A 20,514-nucleotide genomic window follows, 5' to 3' on the forward strand; every position below is an offset into this window, starting at 1 on the left:
ATGGCGGCTCGTTGCCACCAACCCGACCTGGAGCTTTCATGATCACTGTTCACCATCTCAACAACTCGCGTTCGCAGCGCATCCTCTGGCTGCTGGAAGAGCTGGGACTGAACCACGACATAAAGCGTTATGAGCGCGACCGCAAGACCATGCTGGCGCCGCCCGCACTGCGCGCCGTGCATCCGCTGGGCAAGTCGCCGGTGATCACCGATGGTGAGCTGACGATTGCCGAGTCTGGTGCGATTGTGGATTATTTGATCGAGCGTTATGGCGCGGGGCGCCTGGCGCCTGCTGCCGGCACCGCAGAGCGCCTGCGCTACACCTACTGGTTGCACTATGCCGAAGGTTCGGCCATGTCGCCGCTGCTGCTCAAGCTGGTGTTCGACAAGATTGAAAAAGCGCCCATGCCGTTTTTTGCAAAACCTATCGCCCGGGCCATCAGCGGCAAGGCCAAAAGCAGTTTCATTGAGCCGCAGATCAGGCAACACCTGGACTACCTTGAAGGCGAACTCGGCAAAAGCGCGTGGTTTGCCGGGGATGAATTCACCGGCGCTGACATTCAATTGAGCTTTCCGCTGGAAGCCGCAGCGGCACGCGGTGGGCTGGATGCGAGCCGGCCGCGGCTGATGAATTTTCTGAAGCGCATTCACGCCCGGCCTGCCTACCAGCGCGCCATCGAGCGCGGCGGCGAGTATTCAATACTGACCTGAATCCATTTCTATTTCAATCCGATTGTCATTGCGGGAAGATCCTGTGCCGAACCCCGGATCAAGTCCGGGACGACGACGCTACTTGAGTGACAACGGAATGACTGAATTTCAGCGAAAGCCGAAGTAAGACAGGATGAATCCGATGATGACGACAAGGCCGACGATATAGATGATGGTGTTCATGCAGTTCTCTGGAGTTGTTTGTCGGCGCACCGGAGTGGCTTGCCTTCTGAGAACAGAGGATGGCGGGGCCTGCGGCCGCTGGCTGTAGGCAGCGCCTGCCAGGGCCCGTCAGACAATCACTACAACGCCGGCTACAACTCCGCCGCCTCGACAAGAAAGCGCACCCGCCGCACGCCCTGCCACTCGTCGGCGTCGAGCCGGAAGGCCAGCTTGACCCGCGCCGGCAGCGACTCGGTGTGACCGAACCAGATGCCGTCGACCGGCTGGCCACGGTGCTTGAGCTTGAGCGCCAGGTGTTTCTCGCCCACCAGCCGCTGCGACACGACCTCGACTTCCTCGCTGAAAGTTGGCGCCGCAAAGCCCTGGCCCCAGACTTCTTTGTGCAGCCTGTCCACCAGCTCGGCGCGGCGGTACTCGGGGGCCAGCGGGCCGTCGGTGTCGAGGCGGCGAAGCAGGGTGGCGGCGTCCAGCCATTCGTGCGCCACCTGCTGCAGCGCCTGCTCGAACACCTCGAAGTGTTCCTCGGCAATCGTACAGCCGGCGGCCATCGCGTGGCCACCAAAACGCAGCAGCACGCCGGGGTGCCGCTTGGCCACCAGGTCCAGCGCGTCGCGCAGATGAAAGCCGGCAATCGAGCGGCCCGAACCCTTGAGCTCGTGCTCCCTGCCCGGCGCCTGGCTGGCCGCAAACACGAAGGTCGGGCGGTGCAGCTTGTCCTTGATGCGCGAGGCCACAATGCCGACCACCCCCTCGTGAAAATCGGGGTCGAAGATGGCAATCGCCGGTGGTGGCACCTCATCTTCATCGATCATCGCGTCGGCGGCGTACTGCGCCTGCTCGCGCATACCGGCCTCGATGTCGCGGCGTTCGCGGTTGATGCCGTCCAGCGTTTTCGCCAGTTCTGCGGCGCGGCCCGCATCGTCGGTCAACAGGCATTCGATGCCCAGGGTCATGTCGCTGAGCCGGCCGGCGGCGTTGATGCGTGGGCCCAGCGCAAAACCAAAGTCGAAGCTGGTCGCCACGGCCGCCACGCGGCCTGCGGCGGTGAACAGCGCTGCCACACCGGCTGGCAAGGCGCCGGCGCGTATGCGCTTGAGGCCCTGCGCCACCAGGCGGCGGTTGTTGGCGTCGAGCCTGACCACGTCGGCGACGGTGCCCAGCGCGACGAGCGGTAGCAGGGTATCGAGTTTCGGCTGGGGCAACCTGGCCCCCACGCTTGTCACTGCGTGTGCCTTCGGCGTTTCGCTGCCCCGTTCTCCGTCAAGAGGGGCTCTCGCGCCTTGGGGCGGCCCGGCGTCGCTCGGGCTTGCGTCAAACACGCCGCGCGTACGCAGTTCGGCGCGCAAGGCCAGCAGCACATAAAACATCACGCCGACGCCGGCGATTGACTTGCTCGCAAACGCGCAGCCGGGCTGGTTCGGGTTGACGATCACATCGGCGTCGGGCAGCACGATCTGGCCGTCCTGCAAGGCCGGCAGGTGATGGTCGGTCACCAGCACCTGCATGCCCAAAGCGCGCGCGCGGGCCACGCCGTCCATGCTGGCAATGCCGTTGTCCACCGTGACCAGCACATCGGCGCCCGTGGCCTTGACGCGTTCGGCAATCGGCGCCGTCAGCCCGTAGCCATCGATCACGCGGTCCGGCACGATGTAGCTCACCTGCGTCGCGCCCAGCAGGCGCAGGCCGCGCAGCGCAACGGCGCAGGCGGTCGCGCCGTCACAGTCGTAGTCGGCCACCACACAGATTGTTTTACCGGCCGCAATGGCGTCGGCCAGCAGCACCGCAGCCTCCAGCGTGCCTTTCATCGCGGCGGGCGGCAGCAGCCGGGCCAGGCCGTCCTCGAGCTCGTCGGCGCTGGCCACGCCCCGGGCGGCAAACAGCTGCGCCAGCAGCGGGTGGATACCGGCCTGCTCAAGCGCCCAGACGCTGCGGGGCGGGGCTTCGCGTACTATGAGTTTCATAGCTGCTCACGACCGTCCCATAAGGGCTGGATGCCTAAAACATGCTTGAACTTCGGCCAGAAGCCGGTGGGCGCCAGCACGAAACTCTGCGCCGCCCGCTCACCGCACAGGGTCAGGCGCGCCTGGCCACCAGCACGCAGGAGGGCCAACAAGTCGGCGCAGGTATCCGCGTCCACGGCCTGCCAGGCCTGCGCATGGGCGGTGGCGTCGCGGCGCAGCGCGGGCCCACGCAGCCGGGTTTCCACGCGCAGGTCCTGCGCGGCGGGCAGCGCGTGCTCCAGCACCCCGGCGCCGGTGACCCAGAAGGAGTTGACTGGCGCCAGGCCCCGTTGTTGGCGGGCCTCATTGGCGGGATGGGTGTAGAGCAGCATCTGCATTTCGTTTTGCAGGCGCCGCAGGGTGGCCGCTGGGGTGCCTGCGCCGTCCAGCAGCGAGCGGGTCAGGTGCCGACCCAGCAGGGTGTCCATGGATACGCTGCGCAGGTCGCGAAAAACCTCGCCAGTCGCCAGCCAGGTACCGGGCAGCTTGCCGTAAGGCGCCAGCGTGATGCCGTCCTCCAGAAAGTAAGGGCTCATCGCAGCCAGCAGCGCCTGCGAGGTTTCTTCATCGATGGCCAGGTCGTCGGGCGGCGAGAGCCTCACATGGTCGGCGCCGACCTGCCAATGGCACAGGGTGATAAAGGCACAAGGCACGCCGGTGGTGCCGGTCTCGAAGGCCGCCCAGGGAAGGTGGCCGGGACCGCCGGGCAGGCCGTTGGCCTGTGCCAGCGCGAGCTCAAAGGGTGTCGAGGGATCGTCCTCGCCGCCATCAATGCGCCCGCTTGGTGCCATCGCTGCCAGCAGGGCGCGCAGGTTGGGGGTGAGCGGTGGGCGCGGTGGCGGCGTTTCGCCGTCACTTTGGGGCAGTACGGCCCCGGCAATCATCAGATGGAGTTTGTCCGGCATGGGCCTATTGTCCGGGATTGCCAGTGGCGTCCGCCCTGATGCCACAATTGGTGCCATGCAAATCCCCTACGAGCTGATTCTGGGCTGGCGCTATACCCGTGCAGGCCGCGCCACACGGCGCAACGGCTTCATCTCCTTCATCTCCGGCGTCTCCATGCTGGGCATTGCGCTGGGCGTGGCGGCGCTGATCATCGTGCTCAGCGTGATGAACGGCTTCCAGAAAGAGGTGCGCGACCGCATGCTGGGCGTGATCTCGCACATCGAGGTGTTCGCGCCCAACGGCGCGGCCCTGCCCGACGTGGCCAAAACCCTGGCCGAGATCCGGCAGAACCCGAACGTCATTGGCGCAGCCAGCTTCATCGCCGCGCAGGCTTTGCTGGCGCGGGGTGAGGACATGAAAGGCACCATCGTGCGCGGCATCGACCCGGCGCATGAAGGCGAGGTCACCGACCTGGCGGTGGACCTGAAAGACACCGCCTTGCCCAAACTGGTGCCGGGCCAGTTTGGCGTCGTGCTGGGCGGCGAGCTGGCGCGCTCGCTGGGCGTGCGCGAGGGCGACAGCGTGACATTGATCGCCCCCAGCGGGCAGGTGACGCCGGCCGGCGTCGTGCCACGCCTCAAACAAATGACGGTGGTGGGCACTTTCGACTCCGGTCACTTTGAATACGACTCTGCCCTCGTCATGCTGCACCAGGACGACGCTGCCAGGATTTTCCGGCTCGAAGGGCCGACCGGCATACGCATCAAGCTCAAGGACCTGCACCAGGCGCGCGAAGTCGCTGCAGAGCTTTCGCGCAGCCTCAGCGGCGACCTGCTGATCCGCGACTGGACGCGCCAGAACCGCACCTGGTTTGCCGCGGTGCAACTTGAAAAACGCATGATGTTCATCATCCTGACGCTGATTGTTGCGGTGGCCGCCTTTAACCTCGTCAGCACGCTGGTGATGACGGTCACCGACAAACGCGCCGACATCGCCATCCTGCGCACGCTGGGCGCCAGCCCGAAAAGCATCATGGGCGTGTTCATGGTGCAGGGCGCCATGGTTGGGGTGATCGGCACCTTCTCGGGCCTGCTGCTGGGGCTGGGCATTGCGCTGAACATCGACGTCATCGTGCCGGCGCTGGAGCGCCTGCTCAACGCCAGCTTTTTGCCCAAGGACATCTACCTGATCAGCCGCATGCCCAGCGACCCGCAATACGCCGACATCATGCCGATTGCCGTCATCGCCCTGGTACTGGCTTTTCTGGCCACCATTTATCCGAGCTGGCGCGCCAGCCGCGTGAACCCCGCCGAGGCCCTCAGATATGAATAGTCCAGCGATGACTTCACTCCCTCTCCCTCTGGGAGAGGGCAGGGGTGAGGGCTCCCCCAAGGCCACACGCCAAAACGAGGTGGTTCTAAAGGCCAGCAGCCTGACCAAACGCTTCCACGAAGGCCCGATTGATCTGACTGTGCTGCATGGCGTGGATCTGCAGGTGTTTGCCGGTGAGACGCTGGCCATCGTCGGCGCGTCGGGTTCCGGCAAAAGCACGCTGCTGCACCTGATGGGTGGGCTGGACGCACCGACCAGCGGGAGCGTCGAGCTCAAGGGGCAGTTGATGTCCTCGCTGTCGGCGACCCAGCAGGGTGAGTTGCGCAACCAGCACCTGGGCTTTGTCTACCAGTTTCACCATCTGCTGCCGGAGTTCAGCGCGCTCGACAACGTGGCCATGCCGCTGTGGATACGCCGCGAAGACCGTGCAAAAGCCGCGCAGACTGCCGCCGCCATGCTGGCCAGCGTGGGCCTGAAGGACCGCATCCATCACCGGCCGGCAGAACTTTCAGGCGGCGAACGCCAGCGTGTGGCGATTGCGCGCGCGCTGGTCACACGGCCGGCCTGCGTGCTGGCCGATGAGCCGACCGGCAACCTTGACAGGACGACCGCCGACGGCGTGTTTGAACTGATGCTGCAACTGGCGCGCGAACACGGCACGGCGTTTGTGATGGTGACGCACGACGAATCGCTGGCCGCGCGTTGCGGTCGGCGCTTCCGGCTGGTGTCTGGGCGTTTGTCGGAATGGTCGTGAGGCACGGCCCGGCTTGAGCGCGCTTCCGCGGGCGGCCAGACCGACGCAAGGGTAATCCACGGCCCCCCTTCCTGAAAAGGGCCGGGCGTGCATAATCCTTGGTCGCCTCGTCGCGCGTTGTGCGCGTTTCCTCAGCCCGGTGAACTCTTCAACATTCAGTGGCAGCTCCTTGCCTGCGGTCCAGGACAACGCCACTTACGCATGACCGATCACTACACCGCCCTGGGGCTGGACAGCGCAGCAACGCTGGCCGACATCAAAAAGGCCTTTCGCCAGCAGGCATCTTCCTGGCACCCTGACAAAAATGCCGACCCCCTGGCGCCGGCACGTTTTCGGGCGGTACAGGAAGCCTATGAAGTGTTGTCGGATGCGGAAAAACGCCAGGCTTACGACGACAACCGCCGCCGCAACCTGCTCGACAGCCCGATAGACACGGCGCGCGCCATCTGGACCGATTATTTCAATCCGCTGCTTTGAGCCTTGCTGACCCAATGAACCTCCATGAAACACCCGGCGACATGAGCATCTCCCCCTATTTTCTTGACCTGCGCTCGGCCTACCAGTCCGAGATGGATGATCTGAGGTTCGACTCTGAAGGGCGCGATGTGTTGCAGCAGCGCCTGGCGGGAAAACGCCAGGAGATCGCCTTTCTGGTCCAGATGATGGACATCAGCCCCGAGATGGTGGCGGTGGTGTTTCACCGGGGTTTTGAGTTCACGGGACGGGCGGTCATGGAGCACCTGCTCACACATGACGAAGATGTCTTTCCAGCCTGGAGCAGCCTGGCCGGCGGGTTTGAACTGGCGCCCTGGGCTCAGGATCTGGCCGACATCGTCCTGGAGTCGCCGGGCGGTGACAAATTTCTGGCGGTGACGGCTGGTCTGGAATACATGGCCAGCCTGCCTGTCGCCGCCGGGGTCATCATCAGCGACGAGGACGAGGATGAGGACGAGGACAGCGACCAGGACGGCGCCGATGACCTGGTGATCCTGGAGGACGACGGCGAGGGTGAAGACGGCGGTGATGCCCGGACCCGCCAGGAAGCAGGCGCCGACTGGCTGGTCCAGCAGGGCTTCGATCACAAAGACTGATAGACGCAACATGACCTGGAAGGTGAAGCCCTGATGACAAAGCATCTCGCCCTGATCGAGAAAACCCAAAGCCTGATTGCGGCCGGCGACATCGTCGGCGCCGAGGCGGCGCTGGTTGGGCTGGCCGATACCGAAGGGGATGGCGCGTTGATGGTGGTGCTGGAGCAGTTGCCCCCCAAAGACGTACTGGCCGTCATCCGCGAGTACGACAACTCCCGCGAGTCGGTGGTCAGCCTGCTGGTGTCGCCCGCGCAGTTTGCCCGCGCGGTGGTGATTGAAAAGCTCTACAAGGACCTGACCCGCACGCACTTGCGCGGCATGGTCAACGCAGTGATCTTCCGCGAGGGTGCAGACCCGCTGGAATTTCTGAACGCGATTGGCGACCTGGATGGCGGCAGCGAGGCGCTGGCCGATTATTTTTCCGACCAATGGAGCCGTGTCGAGGGCTTTGCGCGCAGCGGCAGCTTCGAGGCCGCAGACGAATACGGCAAGATGCTGTCGCAGTCGGCCTTGCTGGCCTCGGCTTACGAGAAACCGCGGGTCCAGCAGGATGAAATCGCCGACCAGGACTGGATGCAGCTCGCCTGGATCCTGCGCTACGAACTGCCGGATCTGTTCATCGAGATGCTGATGGTGTTGCGCGCCAAGGTCAGTGCCCACCAAGCGGCCGCTTCCGACGAGGAGGACGAGGACGACGCCGAGGACGACGGCAAGGTCGAGACGGGTGACACTGACCGCGGCAAGGCTACGCCAACGACGCGCGAGTCCGACGAGGAATCGGCAATCTGAGCGCCCGCTGGGTGATCTCGTTTCTCCATCCGTTTACCCAACTGCCAACGTGTCCAAGCCTTCGCCATCCGCCGTCTCGCTCTACGATGCGCGCCCTTTTTTCGAAAAGGCGCTGCAGCACGGCGTGCAGCACGGCATCATCAGCGCCGAAAAAATCGAGGCCATGCGTGCCGAAGGCCCTAAAGGCATGGTGCAGATCGCGCGTTATTTCGGCAACGAGTTTTTGCGCCCCGAGCTTGAAAAGGCCCGCGACCGCATGGTCAACCTGGTCAGCCTGTACCTTGAAAGCAGCTGCGACGGCGACCTGCAGCAGGCGGCCGAGTCGCTGCGTGACTTTTCGCTGCTGTCGCGCTCCAAAGGCGGCTCGGACATGCTCAAGAGCCTGATTGCCATGCCGCAGAACAGCCATTTCGGCATGAACGAGCGGGGCGGTTTCACCGACGACCAGATTCCGCTGCTGGCGAAATGGTCGCTGCGCAGCCTGGCCGACTACCAGACTGAACTCGCCAAACGCAGCCAGGTGGCGCAGGTGGTGGATGCGGCCCTCTGGCTTGGCGGCGAACTGGGCATGGACGCGGCCGAACTCGAAGACGCGGGCAAGGATGCCGAGGCGGTGATCCGCACCGCCTTGCTGGTCATGGCGGCGGGCCGCACGGAGATGCCTGACTGGGTCGCGTTCGAGAAAATGATTGCCGCCTTGCGTAAAAAGCACGGGGCTGCGGCAGCCGCGTTGCCTGTTGCCATGCCGAAAAAACTGCCGGCCCATGTCCGCAGCGTGGCGGAAGCAGTGCGGCAGTCCGTGATGGCCGACGCGCCCAAAATACTGGACCCGGCCCTGCCGGTGCGCCAGCTGTTTGATCGCAGCCCGGCCTTCATGGGGCGGTATTTCTGGGTGGAAGACGGCCTGAACGAAGTCGACCACCACGACCGCCAGGAGTCCGCAGCGTGGAACAAGGTCACCGGCGGCAACAGCGACGATGGTTCGCTGCTGACCTTGCTGCTGTGTGTAGCCGCAGGCGTCGCCCCCAAAACCATGCTGACCGAAAAAAGTGCTGCTACGCTGGTGCGCAAGATATGGAAATCAGGTTTCCATCCCGCGCTGGCCCTGCAGTACCTGTTTGACCACGCGCCGGTGCAGCATCAGGACGCTTACACCAGTTTGTGGAAAGACTTTGTCGACGAGGCGCAGGCCACGCTGCAAAGTGATGCGGTTCACGCGCTCAATGACGCGCTGGCGCTGCTGCGGCGGGAATGCCATGTGCAGTAGGCCCTTCTCGCCTGTGCAGGCGAAGACACGCATCTTGCAAGCGTTTTAGGGCTGTAGCCCTTGCCCTGCGGTCGCAAGAAGCTATTGAATTGATAGCTGATCCCAACTGAATTTGGCATCCCGGACTTGATCCGGGATGCATGGTCACTGACTGTTTACGTTGTTCACGGTGCGGTAGCTTGCCAGCAAGCCGGGGGTTGCCCGGCAGCAACTCACTTTCTTTTTGCGTCGCCAAAAAGAAAGTGAGCAAAGAAAAAAGCGACCCGATGGTCTGGGCCCCTGCGCTGCGCAACGGGGCAACCTGTGGTGCTCGCCGAAAAAGGGGTCGAGCGCGAACTCGCCTTCGGCTCAGACAATCGCAAGCCCTGATCCGCTTTTGCCTGCGCTCCTCAGCCCAGCCCGACGGGTGGGAGAACGAACACAAAAGGCAAACACCAACTACCGACTCCCCAGCGGCAGTCATGATTGCACGCGAGTGCAGCACACGCAGCCAAATGAAGTCCCCCTCCATCGCCCAGCGGGGCGAGGGAGGGGCTAGGGGTGGGAGTGGGGAGTTGAAACTACTGCCCACGGCGAGCTACAGGAGCAGCGTGATGCAAAAAAAAACGCGACTATCCCTTACCCCCACGGGTGAATACAAAAATACCCGCGATGACCAGCACCGTGCCCGCCGCCACCCAGGCCGTGAACGGCTCACCAAGAATCAGCACACCCATCAGGATGGTGGACATCGGGCCCACCATGCCGGCCTGCGATGCCATGCTGGCGCCTATGCGCTCGATGGCCATCATCACCATCAGCACCGGGGCGACCGTGCACAGGGTGGCGTTGAGCAGCGACAGCCAGATCACCTCGGGCGCCACGTTCGCGGCACTCAAGGGCCTGAGCAGGGCAAACTGCAGCAGGCAGAGCAGGCAGGCCACCGTGCTGGCCAGACCGACCAGCCGCAGCGCACCCAGGCGCTTGACCATCTCACCGCTATAAACCAGGTAGAGCGCATAACTCACCGCGCTCAGCATCACCAGCAGCGCACCCCAAGCGGTGTCAGGCCCGGTCAGCGTGATCTCATGGCCAAACACCAGCACCACGCCGCTGTAGCTGATGGCCATGCCGATGACTTGAGGCGCGGTGACCTTCCTGCGGTAGAGCACCAGCCCCAGCAGCAGCACCAGCGTGGGGTTGAGGTAAAGAATGAGCCGCTCAAGCGAGGCAGTGATGTAGGCCAGCCCTGCGAAGTCGAGAAAACTCGCCAGGTAATACCCGGTGAACCCCAGCCAGAGGACACCCAGCCAGTCCTTGCGCGTGAGCCCGGCCTTGCCCCGGCTGGCCCACCACGCCATCAGCACAAAAATCGGCAGCGCAAACAGCATGCGGTACATGATCAACGTCACGGCATCGACGCCGTAGCGGTAGGCAAGCTTGACGATGATCGCCTTGCCGCTGAAGAAGATGGCACCCAGCGTCGCCAGCAACAAGCCGACTGCTATGCTTTTGGTAGCTGGTAGCTCCCGTCCGGCAAGGGCTGGGGGTCTTTTTTCTTCTGAGATAGGGCTCAAGGCGCTGGTCTAGAAACCGACCGCCTGGCCGTCGCGGCGGGCATCGCTGGCCGCGATATAACCTTCAACCTTCGGGTCGCCCGCGCGCCAGATGAACTGGCCGGCGCCGAAGTCCTGGTAAGAGTCGTTGATCACTTCCATGCGGTGGCCCCGGTCGGCCAGCCCCTGGACCGTGGCGGCATTCATCGCGGCTTCGACATTGATTTCAAGGCCGGCGTTGTAGCGCCAGCGCGGCGCGTCGCAGGCGGCCTGCAGGTTTTGTTTGTAGTCGAGCATGCGCACCAGCGTCTGCATGTGGCCCTGCGGCTGCATGTTGGCGCCCATCACGCCGTAACTCATCACCGCCTGGCCATTTTTGGTCAGGAAAGCCGGGATGATGGTGTGAAACGGCCGCTTGCCCGGCGCGACCTGATTCGGACCCGCTTGGAGGCTGAAGGCATGGCCGCGGTTTTGCAGGCTGATGCCGAAATCGGGCTCCACGCAGCCGGAGCCGAAGCCCATGTAATTGCTCTGGATGAAGCTGACCATCATGCCGTCTTCGTCCGCGGCGGTGAGGTAAATCGTGCCGCCCTTGACCGGATTGCCCGCGCCGAAGTCCTGGGCTTTTTTCATGTTGATGAGTTTGGCACGGGACGCGAGATAGGCGTCGTCCAGCATTTGATCGACGCTCACCGTCATCGACGATGGCTCGGCCACGTATTTGTAGACATCGGCGAAGGCCAGCTTCATGGCCTCGATCTGCAGGTGCTGCGAGTCCACGCCATCGACCGGCAGGCCGGCCACGTCGAACTTGTCCAGGATGCCCAGCGCAATCAGTGCGGCGATGCCCTGGCCGTTCGGAGGAATCTCATGCAGGGTGTAACCGCGGTAATCCTTGCCAATGGGTTGGACCCACTCGGGCGTGTAGGACTCAAAATCGCCGGCGGTGATGCTGCCGCCGTTTAGCGCAGCAAATTTTTCAATCGCCTGTGCAATTTCACCGCCATAAAAAGCCTTGCCCTTGCTTTGGGCGATCGCGCGCAGGGCTTTTCCCGCCGCCCGGAACTGAAACAGCTCGCCGACATTCGGCGCCCTGCCCCACGGCAGAAAAGACTGCGCAAACCCGGGCTGCGACTTCAGCTCGTCGGTCGCCGCCGCCCATTTCTGCTGAACCACGGTGGGCATCAGGTAGCCACGCTCGGCAATTTCAATCGCCGGCTCCATCAGGTCGGCAAAAGGCAGCTTGCCAAAACGCTCGCTCATGGCCACCCAGCTGCCGACGGCGCCCGGCACCGTCACGGAATCAAAACCGCGTTTGGGCGGTGCGGTATCGCCCGGGCCGTATTTCTTCTTGAAGTAATCTGGTGTCCAGCTCTTCGGAGCGCGGCCGGAAGCATTCAGGCCGTGCAACGCCTTGCCGTCCCAGATCAGGCCAAAGGCATCGCTGCCCAGGCCGTTGCTGACCGGCTCAACAATCGTCATCGCCGCCGCCGCAGCGATGGCCGCATCTACCGCGTTGCCGCCCTTGAGCATCATGCGCAGGCCGGCCTGCGCAGCCAGCGGGTGCGAGGTCGAAACCACATTGCGGGCGAAGACGGGAAGTCGGGTAGAGGTGTAGGGATTGCTGTAGTCGAAGTTCATGGTTCACTCTGAAAGAAACACCGGGGGCCGTGCTGCCGCCCTGGTACAAAAGAAAAAAGGCTTAAAAAAGAGGCTTGGCGCGGAGGTTACTCCACTGAAATCTTACGCTCTGTGATGATTTTTTTCCACTTGGCGTTGTCCGCCTTGACCATGGCGGCAAACGCCTGCGGCGTGCCGCCCGTGGTTTCTGCGCCCAAGCGGGCAAACCGCTCTTTCACATCGGCGTCGGCCAGCGCCGCGTTGAGCGCCTGATTCACTTTGGCGGTCACCTCGGCAGGCAGCCCTTTGGGGCCATAAACCCCGAACCAGGTGACCGACTCAAAGCCAGGCAACACATCCGCCACCGGCGGCAGACCAGGGGCCAGCGCGGTGGCTTTCAAGCTGGTGACACCGAGGGCACGAAGTTTGCCATCGCGCACATGTGGCATGCCGCTGACCAGCGAGTCAAACAGCACATCGAGTTTTCCGCTGATCAGGTCCGGCATGGCCAGCGCCGTGCCGCGGTAGGGAATGTGCACGATAAAGGTGTTTGATTCGGCCTTGAAGTATTCGGTGGTCAGATGCACGATGGTGCCGTTGCCGCTGGACGCATAGTTCAGGCGGCCCGGGTTCTTGCGCGCATGGTCGATGAACTCCCGCATGGATTTTGACGGCGACGAATTGGGCACCAGCACGATGTTGGGCGAGCTGGCGACATACCCGATGGGCGTGAAATCCGTCTCGGCGTTGTAGGGCATTTTCGGGTTGATGGCCGGGCCTATGCTGTGGGTGCTGGATGTGGCCAGCAGCAGCGTGTAGCCGTCTGGCGCGGCCTTGGACGCCGCGTCGGCACCAATGGTCCCCCCGGCGCCCGGGCGGTTATCCACCACCACAGTCTGCCCGATTTTTTCACCCAGCTTTTGCGACAGGGCTCGCGCCAAAATATCGGTCGCACCACCGGCCGGAAACGGCACGATCAAACGAATGGGCTTGGCCGGGTAGGCTTGCGCCAGCGCTGTGAAGGGCAGCAAAGGCAATGCGATGCTTGCGGCACCCAACATGACATATCGACGATTCAGCATACCCATCCCTTAATTTTCAAAAACCTTGTTACGCAGGCGGCGCATCAGATACCAGACGGCAAGCAGAACCAACGGTATGGCGGCAGCAGCTGTAATTTCCGGGCTCAGCGGCCAGCCGACCGATCTGGCACCTTTCGCCAGAAAAAACACCAGACCAACAATGTAGTAGGTGATGGCAACGACCGACAAGCCCTCAACAGTAGCTTGCAATTTGAGTTGAAGACCTTGGCGATCGTTCATGGCACCAAGCAACGCCTGGCTGCTTTGCTGCTGCTCTATTTCCACCCGTGTACGCAAAAGATTGCTGATGCGTGAGACTCGCTGACTCAAAGCGTCTTGCCTGCGGCTAGCCCACTGGCAGGTGCTGCGGGCAGGGGTCAAGCGCCTGTCCATGAATTCCCGAATTGTTTGCAAGCCCGCCAGCCGTGATTCCGCAATGTCATCGATACGTTTATCGACCAGTTCAAAGTAGGCACTGCTGGCGGAAAAGCGGGAGTGGCTGGTGGCGTGCTGGCTTTCGACCTGACCTGCCAGGCGCGTCAGCCTGTCGAGCAGTTGGGGCTCCTGTTCGCGGCGCGCACTGCGTATGGACCCTGCGAGCTCAGCCAGTTCTCGCTCTGCATTGCCCAGCACCTCTGATGCTTCGCGCGCGGCAGGCAAGCCCATGAGTGCGGCCATGCGGTAGGTTTCGATCTCCAGCAACTGCTGCACCAGCCGGCCTAGCCGCCGTTCTGAAATGCCCCCTGCGAGCAGCAGCATGCGCGAAAAGCCGTCCGCGTGGATGGCGAAGTCGGTATAAATTTCTGCATAGCCGTCGGCAACTGTAGAAGCCACCAGCGTGTCTTCGTGGAGCATCTGGCGGACCAGCTCATCCGTGGACTCGGCGTTGCTGGGAAAAACCCAGACATGCACACTGGCCAGGCATTGACCGGGCAAGGCAGACAACCAGTCCTTGGGTACGACCTGCGTTGCATCGGGCGGCTGCTGGCCAGCGGGTGGTGCCGAATCCAAAGACCGCATAAATGTCCAGGTCACAAATTCGGTGTGCATCTCCCAGCGCAGCCGATATTGGCCCAGGTCCATGCGAATATGGGTTGAACCTGCATCCGGCAGCGGCAAATGCTTGTTACGCAGCAAATCGGACACATGAGCCCGGGACGCGTCACGCTGCGCTGGGCTGGCGAGCATGACCACATGCGCAATCGCCACAGGGGCCGTCATGGACTCGGGCGGGCGCGCGTGAACCTCGTTATGCAGCGTATGGCGTTGGGGGTATTGAGTCAGTGTCATGGCAACCTTTTTTGCCAATTGTGGCGCAGGTCAGAGCCACTTTGACCAGATAGTAAAAAAAGCACCTGAAGGTGCTTTTTTTGAACTGTAACCCTGATCACTCCTCGACAAAAGCCTCTTCGCGTTTGCTCTTCACCGACGGCAGGAGCACGACGACCAGCAAGAGCAGACCCGCGGCCAGCAAACCGGCCGAGATCGGGCGCGTCACAAAAACACTCCAGTCGCCACGTGACAGCAGCAAGGCCCGGCGCAGGTTTTCTTCCATCATGGGGCCCAGGATGAAGCCCAGGAGCAGGGGCGCAGGTTCCGCCCCCAGCTTGATGAAGATATAACCAATCACACCGAAAATCGCCACCATCCAGATGTCCCAGGTGTTGTTGTTGGTGGAGTACACCCCAATCGCACAGAACAGAACAATGGCCGGGAACAGGTAGCGGTAGGGAATGGTCAGCAGCTTGATCCAGATGCCGATCAGCGGCAGGTTCAGGATCACCAGCATGGCATTGCCGATCCACATCGAGGCAATCAGTCCCCAGAACAGCTCCGGGTTGCTGGTCATCACCTGCGGGCCGGGCTGGATGTTGTGGATCGTCATGGCACCCACCATCAGCGCCATCACGGCGTTGGGCGGAATGCCCAGGGTCAGCAGCGGAATGAAGGAGGTCTGCGAACCGGCGTTGTTGGCCGACTCAGGCGCCGCCACACCGCGGATATTGCCCTGACCGAAAGGCACTTCACCCGGACGGCCCTTGATTTTTTTCTCGAGGGTGTAGGCCGCAAAAGCCGACAGCAGAGCGCCACCGCCAGGCAGAATACCGAGGGCCGAGCCCAAAGCCGTGCCCCGCAACACGGCAGGTGCCATGTCCTTGAAGTCCTGCTTGGTCGGCATCAGGCCGGACACCTTGGCGGTGAACACTTCGCGCTCGTGCTCGGGTTGAGACAGGTTGCTGATAATTTCTCCGTAACCGAACACACCCATGGCAATCACGACAAAACCGATGCCGTCGGTCAGTTCCGGAACGTCAAAGCTGAAACGCGCCACCCCGGAGTTCACGTCAGTGCCAATCAAGCCCAGCAACAGACCCAGCACAATCATGCCGACGGCCTTGAGCAGCGAGCCCGAAGCCAGCACCACCGCGCCGATCAGGCCCAGCACCATCAGGGCAAAGTATTCGGCTGGGCCAAACTTGAATGCCAGTTCGGTCAGCGGCGGCGCAAAGGCGGCAATGATCAGGGTACCGACGCTACCGGCAAAAAACGAGCCCAGGCCGGCGGCCGCCAGAGCAGGACCCGCTCGCCCCTTCCGGGCCATCTGGTAGCCGTCGATACAGGTCACCACCGAAGACGACTCGCCCGGAAGATTTACCAAAATAGCGGTGGTTGAGCCACCATACTGCGAGCCGTAATAAATGCCGGCCAGCATGATCAGCGCCGACACAGGTGGCAAGGCATAGGTGGCGGGCAGCAGCATCGCAATGGTGGCCACGGGGCCAATGCCGGGCAACACGCCGATCAGGGTGCCGAGGACACAACCAATAAAGGCATACAGCAGGTTGATCGGCGTGAACGCAACGCCGAAACCCAGGGACAAGTTTGCAATCAGATCCATTTTTTTCCTTAACCGGTGATGAAGGAAGGCCACACCGGGAACTGCAGCTTCAAGGCAAGAACAAAGGCGAGGTAGCTGCCGACGGCCAGCACCGTCGCGAGAATGAGGGTGGCCTTGAACTTCCAGCCGGCCTCGGCCATGCTGGCAACAAACGTCAGCGCATAGATGGCAACGATCATGCCGAACGCCGGGATGCCAAGCGCAGGGACACCGGCCAGCAGAACGCCGAAGATCACATTCGCGCCGATCACAAAAATCAGCGGTTTCCAGGCGATCTTGCCGATCTTGCCGCCGCCTTCAGTTTCAAACACCAGCGAGGTGAATGTCACCGCGGCGCCGATGACGGTCAGCAAAATGCCCAACAGCAGCGGAAAGTAGCCCGGTCCCATGCGCGCCCCGACGCCGACGTTGTAAGTGGTCGCCCCCCACGCAAACGCCACGCCAACGCCCATGAACATAAGGCCGGCAAAAAAGTCTTTCTGACTCTTGATATTCACGGTTTGTCTCCTGTAACAGATATATTGGATCGCTGGATTGTGCATGGAACGGCCCACGCGCGGGATGTGGCTTTCACTTAGGCGGAGAAGCGCCAACCGTCCCGGTGTGTCCCGGCCGCGACAACCCGTCAGGACCCGCTGCCTGACTCCCGCGCGGCGCGAGTCAGGCGGAAGGTCCTCAAGCCATCGTCGGCGTGGTGGCCAGAATTTCCTCGATGGTGGTCACACCTTCAGCCACTTTGAGTGCGCCTGCCAGCCTGAGCGGGCGCATGCCGTCGGCGACCGCCTGGCGCCTGAGCGCATCGATGTTGGGCTCCCGGGTCACCTTGTCCTTGAAGGCTTCGCTTACTGTCAGCAGTTCATACAAGCCCATGCGGCCCAGGAAGCCGGTCATGCGGCAATCGACACAACCGACCGGCTTGTAGGGCTGGTAGCCGCCGTTGATCTGCCAGGGCTTGACGATTTCGGCCAGCGCCTCGCGCGAGCTGCCCTCGTCTTTCTGACGGCACTGCTGGCACAGGGTACGCACCAACCGCTGCGCCAGCACACCCAGCAAGGTGGCGTTGATCAGATAGGAAGGCACGCCGAGCTCCATCAGTCGCGATACCGCAGAGGGCGCGTCGTTGGTGTGCAGGGTGCTGAAGACCAGATGCCCGGTGAGTGCTGCCTGTACCGCCATCTCAGCGGTCTGCAGGTCGCGGATTTCTCCGACCATGATGATGTCCGGGTCCTGCCGCATCAGCGCGCGCAAGCCCTCGGGGAAATCAAAATCCAGATGCGCCTGCACCTGCGTCTGGTTGAAGGCCGGCTCGATCATCTCGATCGGGTCTTCGATCGTACTGACATTGACCTCCTCGGTCGCGATGCGTTTGAGGGTGGAATACAGGGTGGTGGTTTTGCCGGAGCCGGTCGGTCCCGTGACCAGCACGATGCCATAGGGCCGCTTGACCAGTTGCTCCCAACGCGTCGCGTCGTGCTGCGAAAACCCGAGGGCGTCAAGGTCCTTGACCGTGGTGTCGGGGTCAAAAATCCGCATCACCATTTTTTCGCCAAACGCCGTGGGCAAGGTGGACAAGCGCATTTCGACCTCGTCGCCGCGCGGGTTGCGCGTCTTGATGCGGCCGTCCTGCGGCCGGCGCTTTTCGACCACATCCATGCGGCCCAGCAGCTTGATGCGTGCGGTCATGGCGTTGTGCACGCCCATGGGCAGCTGGTACACCGGGTGCAGCACCCCGTCGATGCGGAAACGGATCACGCCCTGGTCGCGCCGAGGCTCCAGATGGATGTCGCTGGCACGCTGGTCAAAAGCGTACTGCCAGAGCCAGTCCACCACCTGCACCACACCCTGGTCGTTGGCATCGAGCTGCTTGTTGCTTTTGTTGAGCTCCACCAGCTGTTCAAAACTCGCGGCACCGCTGTTGCCGCCGGCCTTCATGGCGGCCTTGACCGACTTGGCCAGCGCAAAAAACTCGGCGGTGTAACGCGCGATCTCTGCCGGATTGGCAACCACCAGGCGCACGCTGCGCCTGGCCTGGCGCTCGACCTCCGACACCCAGTCGGTGATGAAAGGTTCGGAGGTCGCGATCACCACTTCGGCAGCCGTCACCTGCACCGGGAGCACCTTGTGCCGCTCGGCATACACCGCCGACATGGTGTCGGCTACCTTGCCCACATCCACCTTGAGCGGGTCGATGCGCAAATAGCCCAGGCCGGCACGGCCGGCCAGCCACTGGGCGATGGTTTCGATGTCCAGCGGCTTGCCGTCAGCCACCCGCGCCATGCTGACGCTGGCCAGGCGGATCAGCGGGTGCTGGGCGCTTTGCACCTGCGCACAGCGCGCAATCGTGCGCTGCGCTTCGGCTTCCGAGATAACGCCGTCCTCACTGAGCCATTCAACCAGACGGCGCCAGTCCAGCGGGCCGGGCGGGACCGGCCTGGCAGACGTTTCGGTGCGGGCTTTGGGGGGCGTGGCAGCTGACATGCTGGGACTTTAACTGATCGCCCGTGCGGCGCGCGTGCAGCCAGCACTCAGCAAACGGGCTTGAACAGCTTGAGCCATTTGCTGGCGGGCAGCCCAAAGCGCGATTCGATGACGCCTGCCCGTTGCACCAACTCAGTGCGGTCAGGCCGGGTTGGCTCGCGCTGTGCCGCAACAATCGTATTGCCTTCCCGCGTCGGCTTGAAAGCCCAGACCGACTCGGGACCAAAGGCCTCGGCGATTTTTTCGAGTGAGCGGAGATAGCTGGAATCGCGGCCAAACAGGTTGACCGTCATGACGCCGTCCTCGCTGAGCGCTTGCCGGCAATCGGCATAAAAAGCCTCGCTATCGAGCACCGGCGCCGCGGCTTCGTGGTCATACAGATCCACCTGCAGCACATCGACCTGGCCCTGGTGCACGGGATGGCAGATCTCCTTCGCAGCGTCGGCCAGAATGATTTTTAGGCGCAGATCGTCTTTGGGCAGCTTGAACCACAGCCGGCAGGCTGCAATCACCTGCGGGTTGAGCTCCACGGCGGTGGTTTTCATCTTCAGTTTTTTGTAGCAGAACTTGGTCAGCGCCGCCGACCCCAGGCCCAGTTGCATGGCGTGCCGCGACGCCACCGCAGCGGGCTCGGCAAACAGCAGCCAGACCATCATGCGCTGAACATATTCGAGCTCGATGTCGAAGGGTTTGTCGATCAGCATCGAGCCCTGAACCCACTCGGTGCCCAGGTGCAGGTAACGGATGTCACCAAAGTCGGAAAAGTTCACTTCGGGCAGATGCGGGGGGGTCTCAGTGTCTTTGCGGGCCATCGGTTCAGTCGTTCAATCCGTGTTTTTCAAATACTTCGCGCCAGGCCACGAGTTTGCGCTCGAACGACCAGGAGGCGTTGGCCGGGCTGGTGGACGGAAATTTATAGACGGGCAAGCCCGACAACGAAGTGTGGCGCGAATGCTTGAAGCTTTCTCCACCATTGTGGGCAATCGCTTCCAGCCGGGGGCACAGCCGCTTGAGTTGCGCAAAGTCATTCACCACCGGCTGGCGAATGCTGCTGTCCAGGCTGCCTTCGCGCTCGCAGGACGCGTACACGTCCCACACGCCAAGCTGCCGGGCCAGCAGCCAATAGCTACGTTTTTGATAGCTATCTGAGCCCGCTGGCAAAGGGCTGGAGTGGAAAATGGCTTGCAAAATCCGCCAGAAATGGTTTTTCGGGTGGCCGTAGTACTGCTGCGCCGCCAGCGAGGCCGCGCCCGGAAAACTGCCCAGGATCAGCAGGCGGGTCCGGCCGGACACCAGCGGCGGCAGGCCGGTCAGCGTCATGCCAGCAGGTGTTGCAGTTTGGGCAAGGCGGCTACGGCATTGGCCGTGGTCGCCGCAGCCAGTGCATCGACCGGCAGGCCGCGCAGCTGGGCCACCACCCCTGCAATCCGTGGCAACTCGGCTGGCTCATTGCGGCTTTGGGACTGGCCGCCAGCGCGCTCCTCTGCGGTCTTGTAAAGCCAGTGGGGCACGATGTCGGGCGAGTCGGTTTCCAGCACCAGCGCCGACAGCGGCAGCGCCGCCGCCAGACGGCGCAGTTGCAGCGCGCGGTCAAAGGTGACGGCACCGCCGAAACCCAGTTTCAGCCCCAGTTTGATAAATTCGCCGGCCTGCTGCTCACTGCCATTAAAGGCGTGGCCTATGCCTTGCCAGCCCTGGCCGGGCGGCGCCAATTCGCGCAGGTGCTTGAGCACCTTGTCCACCGAGCGGCGCACGTGCAGGATCACAGGCAGACCGTGTTTCCGCGCGAGCCGGAGCTGCTCGCGGTAGAAATACTCCTGCCGCTCGCGCAACGGGCTTTGTGTGAGCTCCGGCACAAAATAGTCAAGACCAATCTCGCCCACCGCCAC

The 20,514-nt window shown here is 62.8% G+C and carries 19 protein-coding genes; 7 read left to right on the forward strand and 12 right to left on the reverse strand.

The window, feature by feature from the left end; genetic code table 11:
• The first annotated feature begins 38 nt into the window (after positions 1 to 38).
• On the forward strand, positions 39 to 710 hold the full coding sequence (locus ACESMT_RS09215) for a glutathione S-transferase (RefSeq protein ID WP_372826272.1): 672 nt from the start codon (positions 39 to 41) through the stop codon (positions 708 to 710).
• A 314-nt stretch (positions 711 to 1,024) separates the two neighbouring features.
• Here the strand turns inward: ACESMT_RS09215 and recJ are convergent, their stop codons facing one another.
• Complete coding sequence (gene recJ, locus ACESMT_RS09220; RefSeq protein WP_372826273.1) at positions 1,025 to 2,854, reverse strand: single-stranded-DNA-specific exonuclease RecJ; 1,830 nt, start codon at positions 2,852 to 2,854, stop codon at positions 1,025 to 1,027.
• Positions 2,851 to 3,798, reverse strand: coding sequence for a phosphoglycerate mutase (locus ACESMT_RS09225; protein WP_372826274.1), 948 nt, complete (start codon positions 3,796 to 3,798; stop codon positions 2,851 to 2,853). The genes recJ and ACESMT_RS09225 overlap by 4 nt, the downstream gene beginning before the upstream one ends.
• Before the next feature lie 55 nt (positions 3,799 to 3,853).
• Here ACESMT_RS09225 and ACESMT_RS09230 point away from each other — a divergent pair, with 55 nt between their 5' ends.
• From ACESMT_RS09230 to ACESMT_RS09255, 6 genes are all read left to right on the forward strand, one after another.
• Complete coding sequence (locus ACESMT_RS09230; protein ID WP_372826275.1) at positions 3,854 to 5,110, forward strand: lipoprotein-releasing ABC transporter permease subunit; 1,257 nt, start codon at positions 3,854 to 3,856, stop codon at positions 5,108 to 5,110.
• 7 nt (positions 5,111 to 5,117) lie between these two features.
• Positions 5,118 to 5,864: a lipoprotein-releasing ABC transporter ATP-binding protein LolD gene (lolD, locus tag ACESMT_RS09235; RefSeq protein ID WP_372826276.1), complete on the forward strand. Its 747-nt coding sequence runs from the start codon at positions 5,118 to 5,120 to the stop codon at positions 5,862 to 5,864.
• A gap of 201 nt (positions 5,865 to 6,065) precedes the next feature.
• The gene (locus ACESMT_RS09240) at positions 6,066 to 6,341 is read left to right on the forward strand and encodes a DnaJ domain-containing protein (protein ID WP_372826277.1); all 276 of its coding nucleotides are present in this window, start codon (positions 6,066 to 6,068) and stop codon (positions 6,339 to 6,341) included.
• A gap of 14 nt (positions 6,342 to 6,355) precedes the next feature.
• The gene (locus ACESMT_RS09245) at positions 6,356 to 6,955 is read left to right on the forward strand and encodes a hypothetical protein (RefSeq protein WP_372826278.1); all 600 of its coding nucleotides are present in this window, start codon (positions 6,356 to 6,358) and stop codon (positions 6,953 to 6,955) included.
• 33 nt (positions 6,956 to 6,988) lie between these two features.
• Entirely contained in the window at positions 6,989 to 7,744 is a 756-nt protein-coding gene (locus ACESMT_RS09250) for a hypothetical protein (RefSeq protein WP_372826279.1), read from the forward strand.
• A gap of 49 nt (positions 7,745 to 7,793) precedes the next feature.
• Complete coding sequence (locus tag ACESMT_RS09255; RefSeq protein WP_372826280.1) at positions 7,794 to 9,011, forward strand: hypothetical protein; 1,218 nt, start codon at positions 7,794 to 7,796, stop codon at positions 9,009 to 9,011.
• 611 nt (positions 9,012 to 9,622) lie between these two features.
• Here ACESMT_RS09255 and ACESMT_RS09260 read toward each other — a convergent pair.
• From ACESMT_RS09260 to ACESMT_RS09305, 10 genes are all read right to left on the reverse strand, one after another.
• Positions 9,623 to 10,558, reverse strand: a complete 936-nt coding sequence (locus ACESMT_RS09260; protein WP_372826293.1) for a DMT family transporter — start codon at positions 10,556 to 10,558, stop codon at positions 9,623 to 9,625.
• An 18-nt stretch (positions 10,559 to 10,576) separates the two neighbouring features.
• Positions 10,577 to 12,187: a gamma-glutamyltransferase family protein gene (locus tag ACESMT_RS09265; protein WP_372826281.1), complete on the reverse strand. Its 1,611-nt coding sequence runs from the start codon at positions 12,185 to 12,187 to the stop codon at positions 10,577 to 10,579.
• Between the two features lie 86 nt (positions 12,188 to 12,273).
• Positions 12,274 to 13,248, reverse strand: coding sequence for a Bug family tripartite tricarboxylate transporter substrate binding protein (locus ACESMT_RS09270; RefSeq protein WP_372826282.1), 975 nt, complete (start codon positions 13,246 to 13,248; stop codon positions 12,274 to 12,276).
• Positions 13,249 to 13,257: 9 nt separating this feature from the next.
• The gene (locus tag ACESMT_RS09275; RefSeq protein WP_372826283.1) at positions 13,258 to 14,538 is read right to left on the reverse strand and encodes a DUF3422 family protein; all 1,281 of its coding nucleotides are present in this window, start codon (positions 14,536 to 14,538) and stop codon (positions 13,258 to 13,260) included.
• 97 nt (positions 14,539 to 14,635) lie between these two features.
• Positions 14,636 to 16,147 carry a tripartite tricarboxylate transporter permease gene (locus ACESMT_RS09280; protein WP_372826284.1) on the reverse strand — a complete coding sequence of 504 codons (1,512 nt, stop codon included), beginning with the start codon at positions 16,145 to 16,147 and terminating at the stop codon, positions 14,636 to 14,638.
• Positions 16,148 to 16,155: 8 nt separating this feature from the next.
• A complete protein-coding gene (locus tag ACESMT_RS09285; RefSeq protein WP_372826285.1) occupies positions 16,156 to 16,644 on the reverse strand; it encodes a tripartite tricarboxylate transporter TctB family protein in 489 nt (162 codons plus the stop codon).
• Positions 16,645 to 16,822: 178 nt separating this feature from the next.
• Entirely contained in the window at positions 16,823 to 18,625 is a 1,803-nt protein-coding gene (locus ACESMT_RS09290) for a GspE/PulE family protein (protein ID WP_372826286.1), read from the reverse strand.
• A 47-nt stretch (positions 18,626 to 18,672) separates the two neighbouring features.
• Positions 18,673 to 19,437, reverse strand: a complete 765-nt coding sequence (locus tag ACESMT_RS09295; protein WP_372826287.1) for a spermidine synthase — start codon at positions 19,435 to 19,437, stop codon at positions 18,673 to 18,675.
• Positions 19,438 to 19,441: 4 nt separating this feature from the next.
• A complete protein-coding gene (locus ACESMT_RS09300) occupies positions 19,442 to 19,945 on the reverse strand; it encodes a DNA-deoxyinosine glycosylase (RefSeq protein WP_372826288.1) in 504 nt (167 codons plus the stop codon).
• Positions 19,942 to 20,514: TatD family hydrolase (locus tag ACESMT_RS09305; RefSeq protein ID WP_372826289.1), on the reverse strand; the 573-nt coding region annotated here is incomplete at its 5' end. The genes ACESMT_RS09300 and ACESMT_RS09305, both read right to left, overlap by 4 nt.

It is taken from the genome of Polaromonas sp. (genome assembly GCF_041689105.1).
Classification (GTDB): Bacteria; Pseudomonadota; Gammaproteobacteria; order Burkholderiales; family Burkholderiaceae_C; genus Polaromonas.

Coding starts and splice junctions, on each gene's coding strand:
- recJ (WP_372826273.1), bottom strand. CDS start 2,854: ATGAAACTCATAGTACGCGAAGCCCCGCCCCGCAGCGTCTGGGCGCTT.
- ACESMT_RS09250 (WP_372826279.1), top strand. CDS start 6,989: ATGACAAAGCATCTCGCCCTGATCGAGAAAACCCAAAGCCTGATTGCG.
- lolD (WP_372826276.1), top strand. CDS start 5,118: ATGACTTCACTCCCTCTCCCTCTGGGAGAGGGCAGGGGTGAGGGCTCC.
- ACESMT_RS09290 (WP_372826286.1), bottom strand. CDS start 18,625: ATGTCAGCTGCCACGCCCCCCAAAGCCCGCACCGAAACGTCTGCCAGG.
- ACESMT_RS09300 (WP_372826288.1), bottom strand. CDS start 19,945: ATGACGCTGACCGGCCTGCCGCCGCTGGTGTCCGGCCGGACCCGCCTG.
- ACESMT_RS09230 (WP_372826275.1), top strand. CDS start 3,854: ATGCAAATCCCCTACGAGCTGATTCTGGGCTGGCGCTATACCCGTGCA.
- ACESMT_RS09225 (WP_372826274.1), bottom strand. CDS start 3,798: ATGCCGGACAAACTCCATCTGATGATTGCCGGGGCCGTACTGCCCCAA.
- ACESMT_RS09215 (WP_372826272.1), top strand. CDS start 39: ATGATCACTGTTCACCATCTCAACAACTCGCGTTCGCAGCGCATCCTC.
- ACESMT_RS09240 (WP_372826277.1), top strand. CDS start 6,066: ATGACCGATCACTACACCGCCCTGGGGCTGGACAGCGCAGCAACGCTG.
- ACESMT_RS09295 (WP_372826287.1), bottom strand. CDS start 19,437: ATGGCCCGCAAAGACACTGAGACCCCCCCGCATCTGCCCGAAGTGAAC.
- ACESMT_RS09265 (WP_372826281.1), bottom strand. CDS start 12,187: ATGAACTTCGACTACAGCAATCCCTACACCTCTACCCGACTTCCCGTC.
- ACESMT_RS09275 (WP_372826283.1), bottom strand. CDS start 14,538: ATGACACTGACTCAATACCCCCAACGCCATACGCTGCATAACGAGGTT.
- ACESMT_RS09270 (WP_372826282.1), bottom strand. CDS start 13,248: ATGCTGAATCGTCGATATGTCATGTTGGGTGCCGCAAGCATCGCATTG.
- ACESMT_RS09245 (WP_372826278.1), top strand. CDS start 6,356: ATGAACCTCCATGAAACACCCGGCGACATGAGCATCTCCCCCTATTTT.
- ACESMT_RS09280 (WP_372826284.1), bottom strand. CDS start 16,147: ATGGATCTGATTGCAAACTTGTCCCTGGGTTTCGGCGTTGCGTTCACG.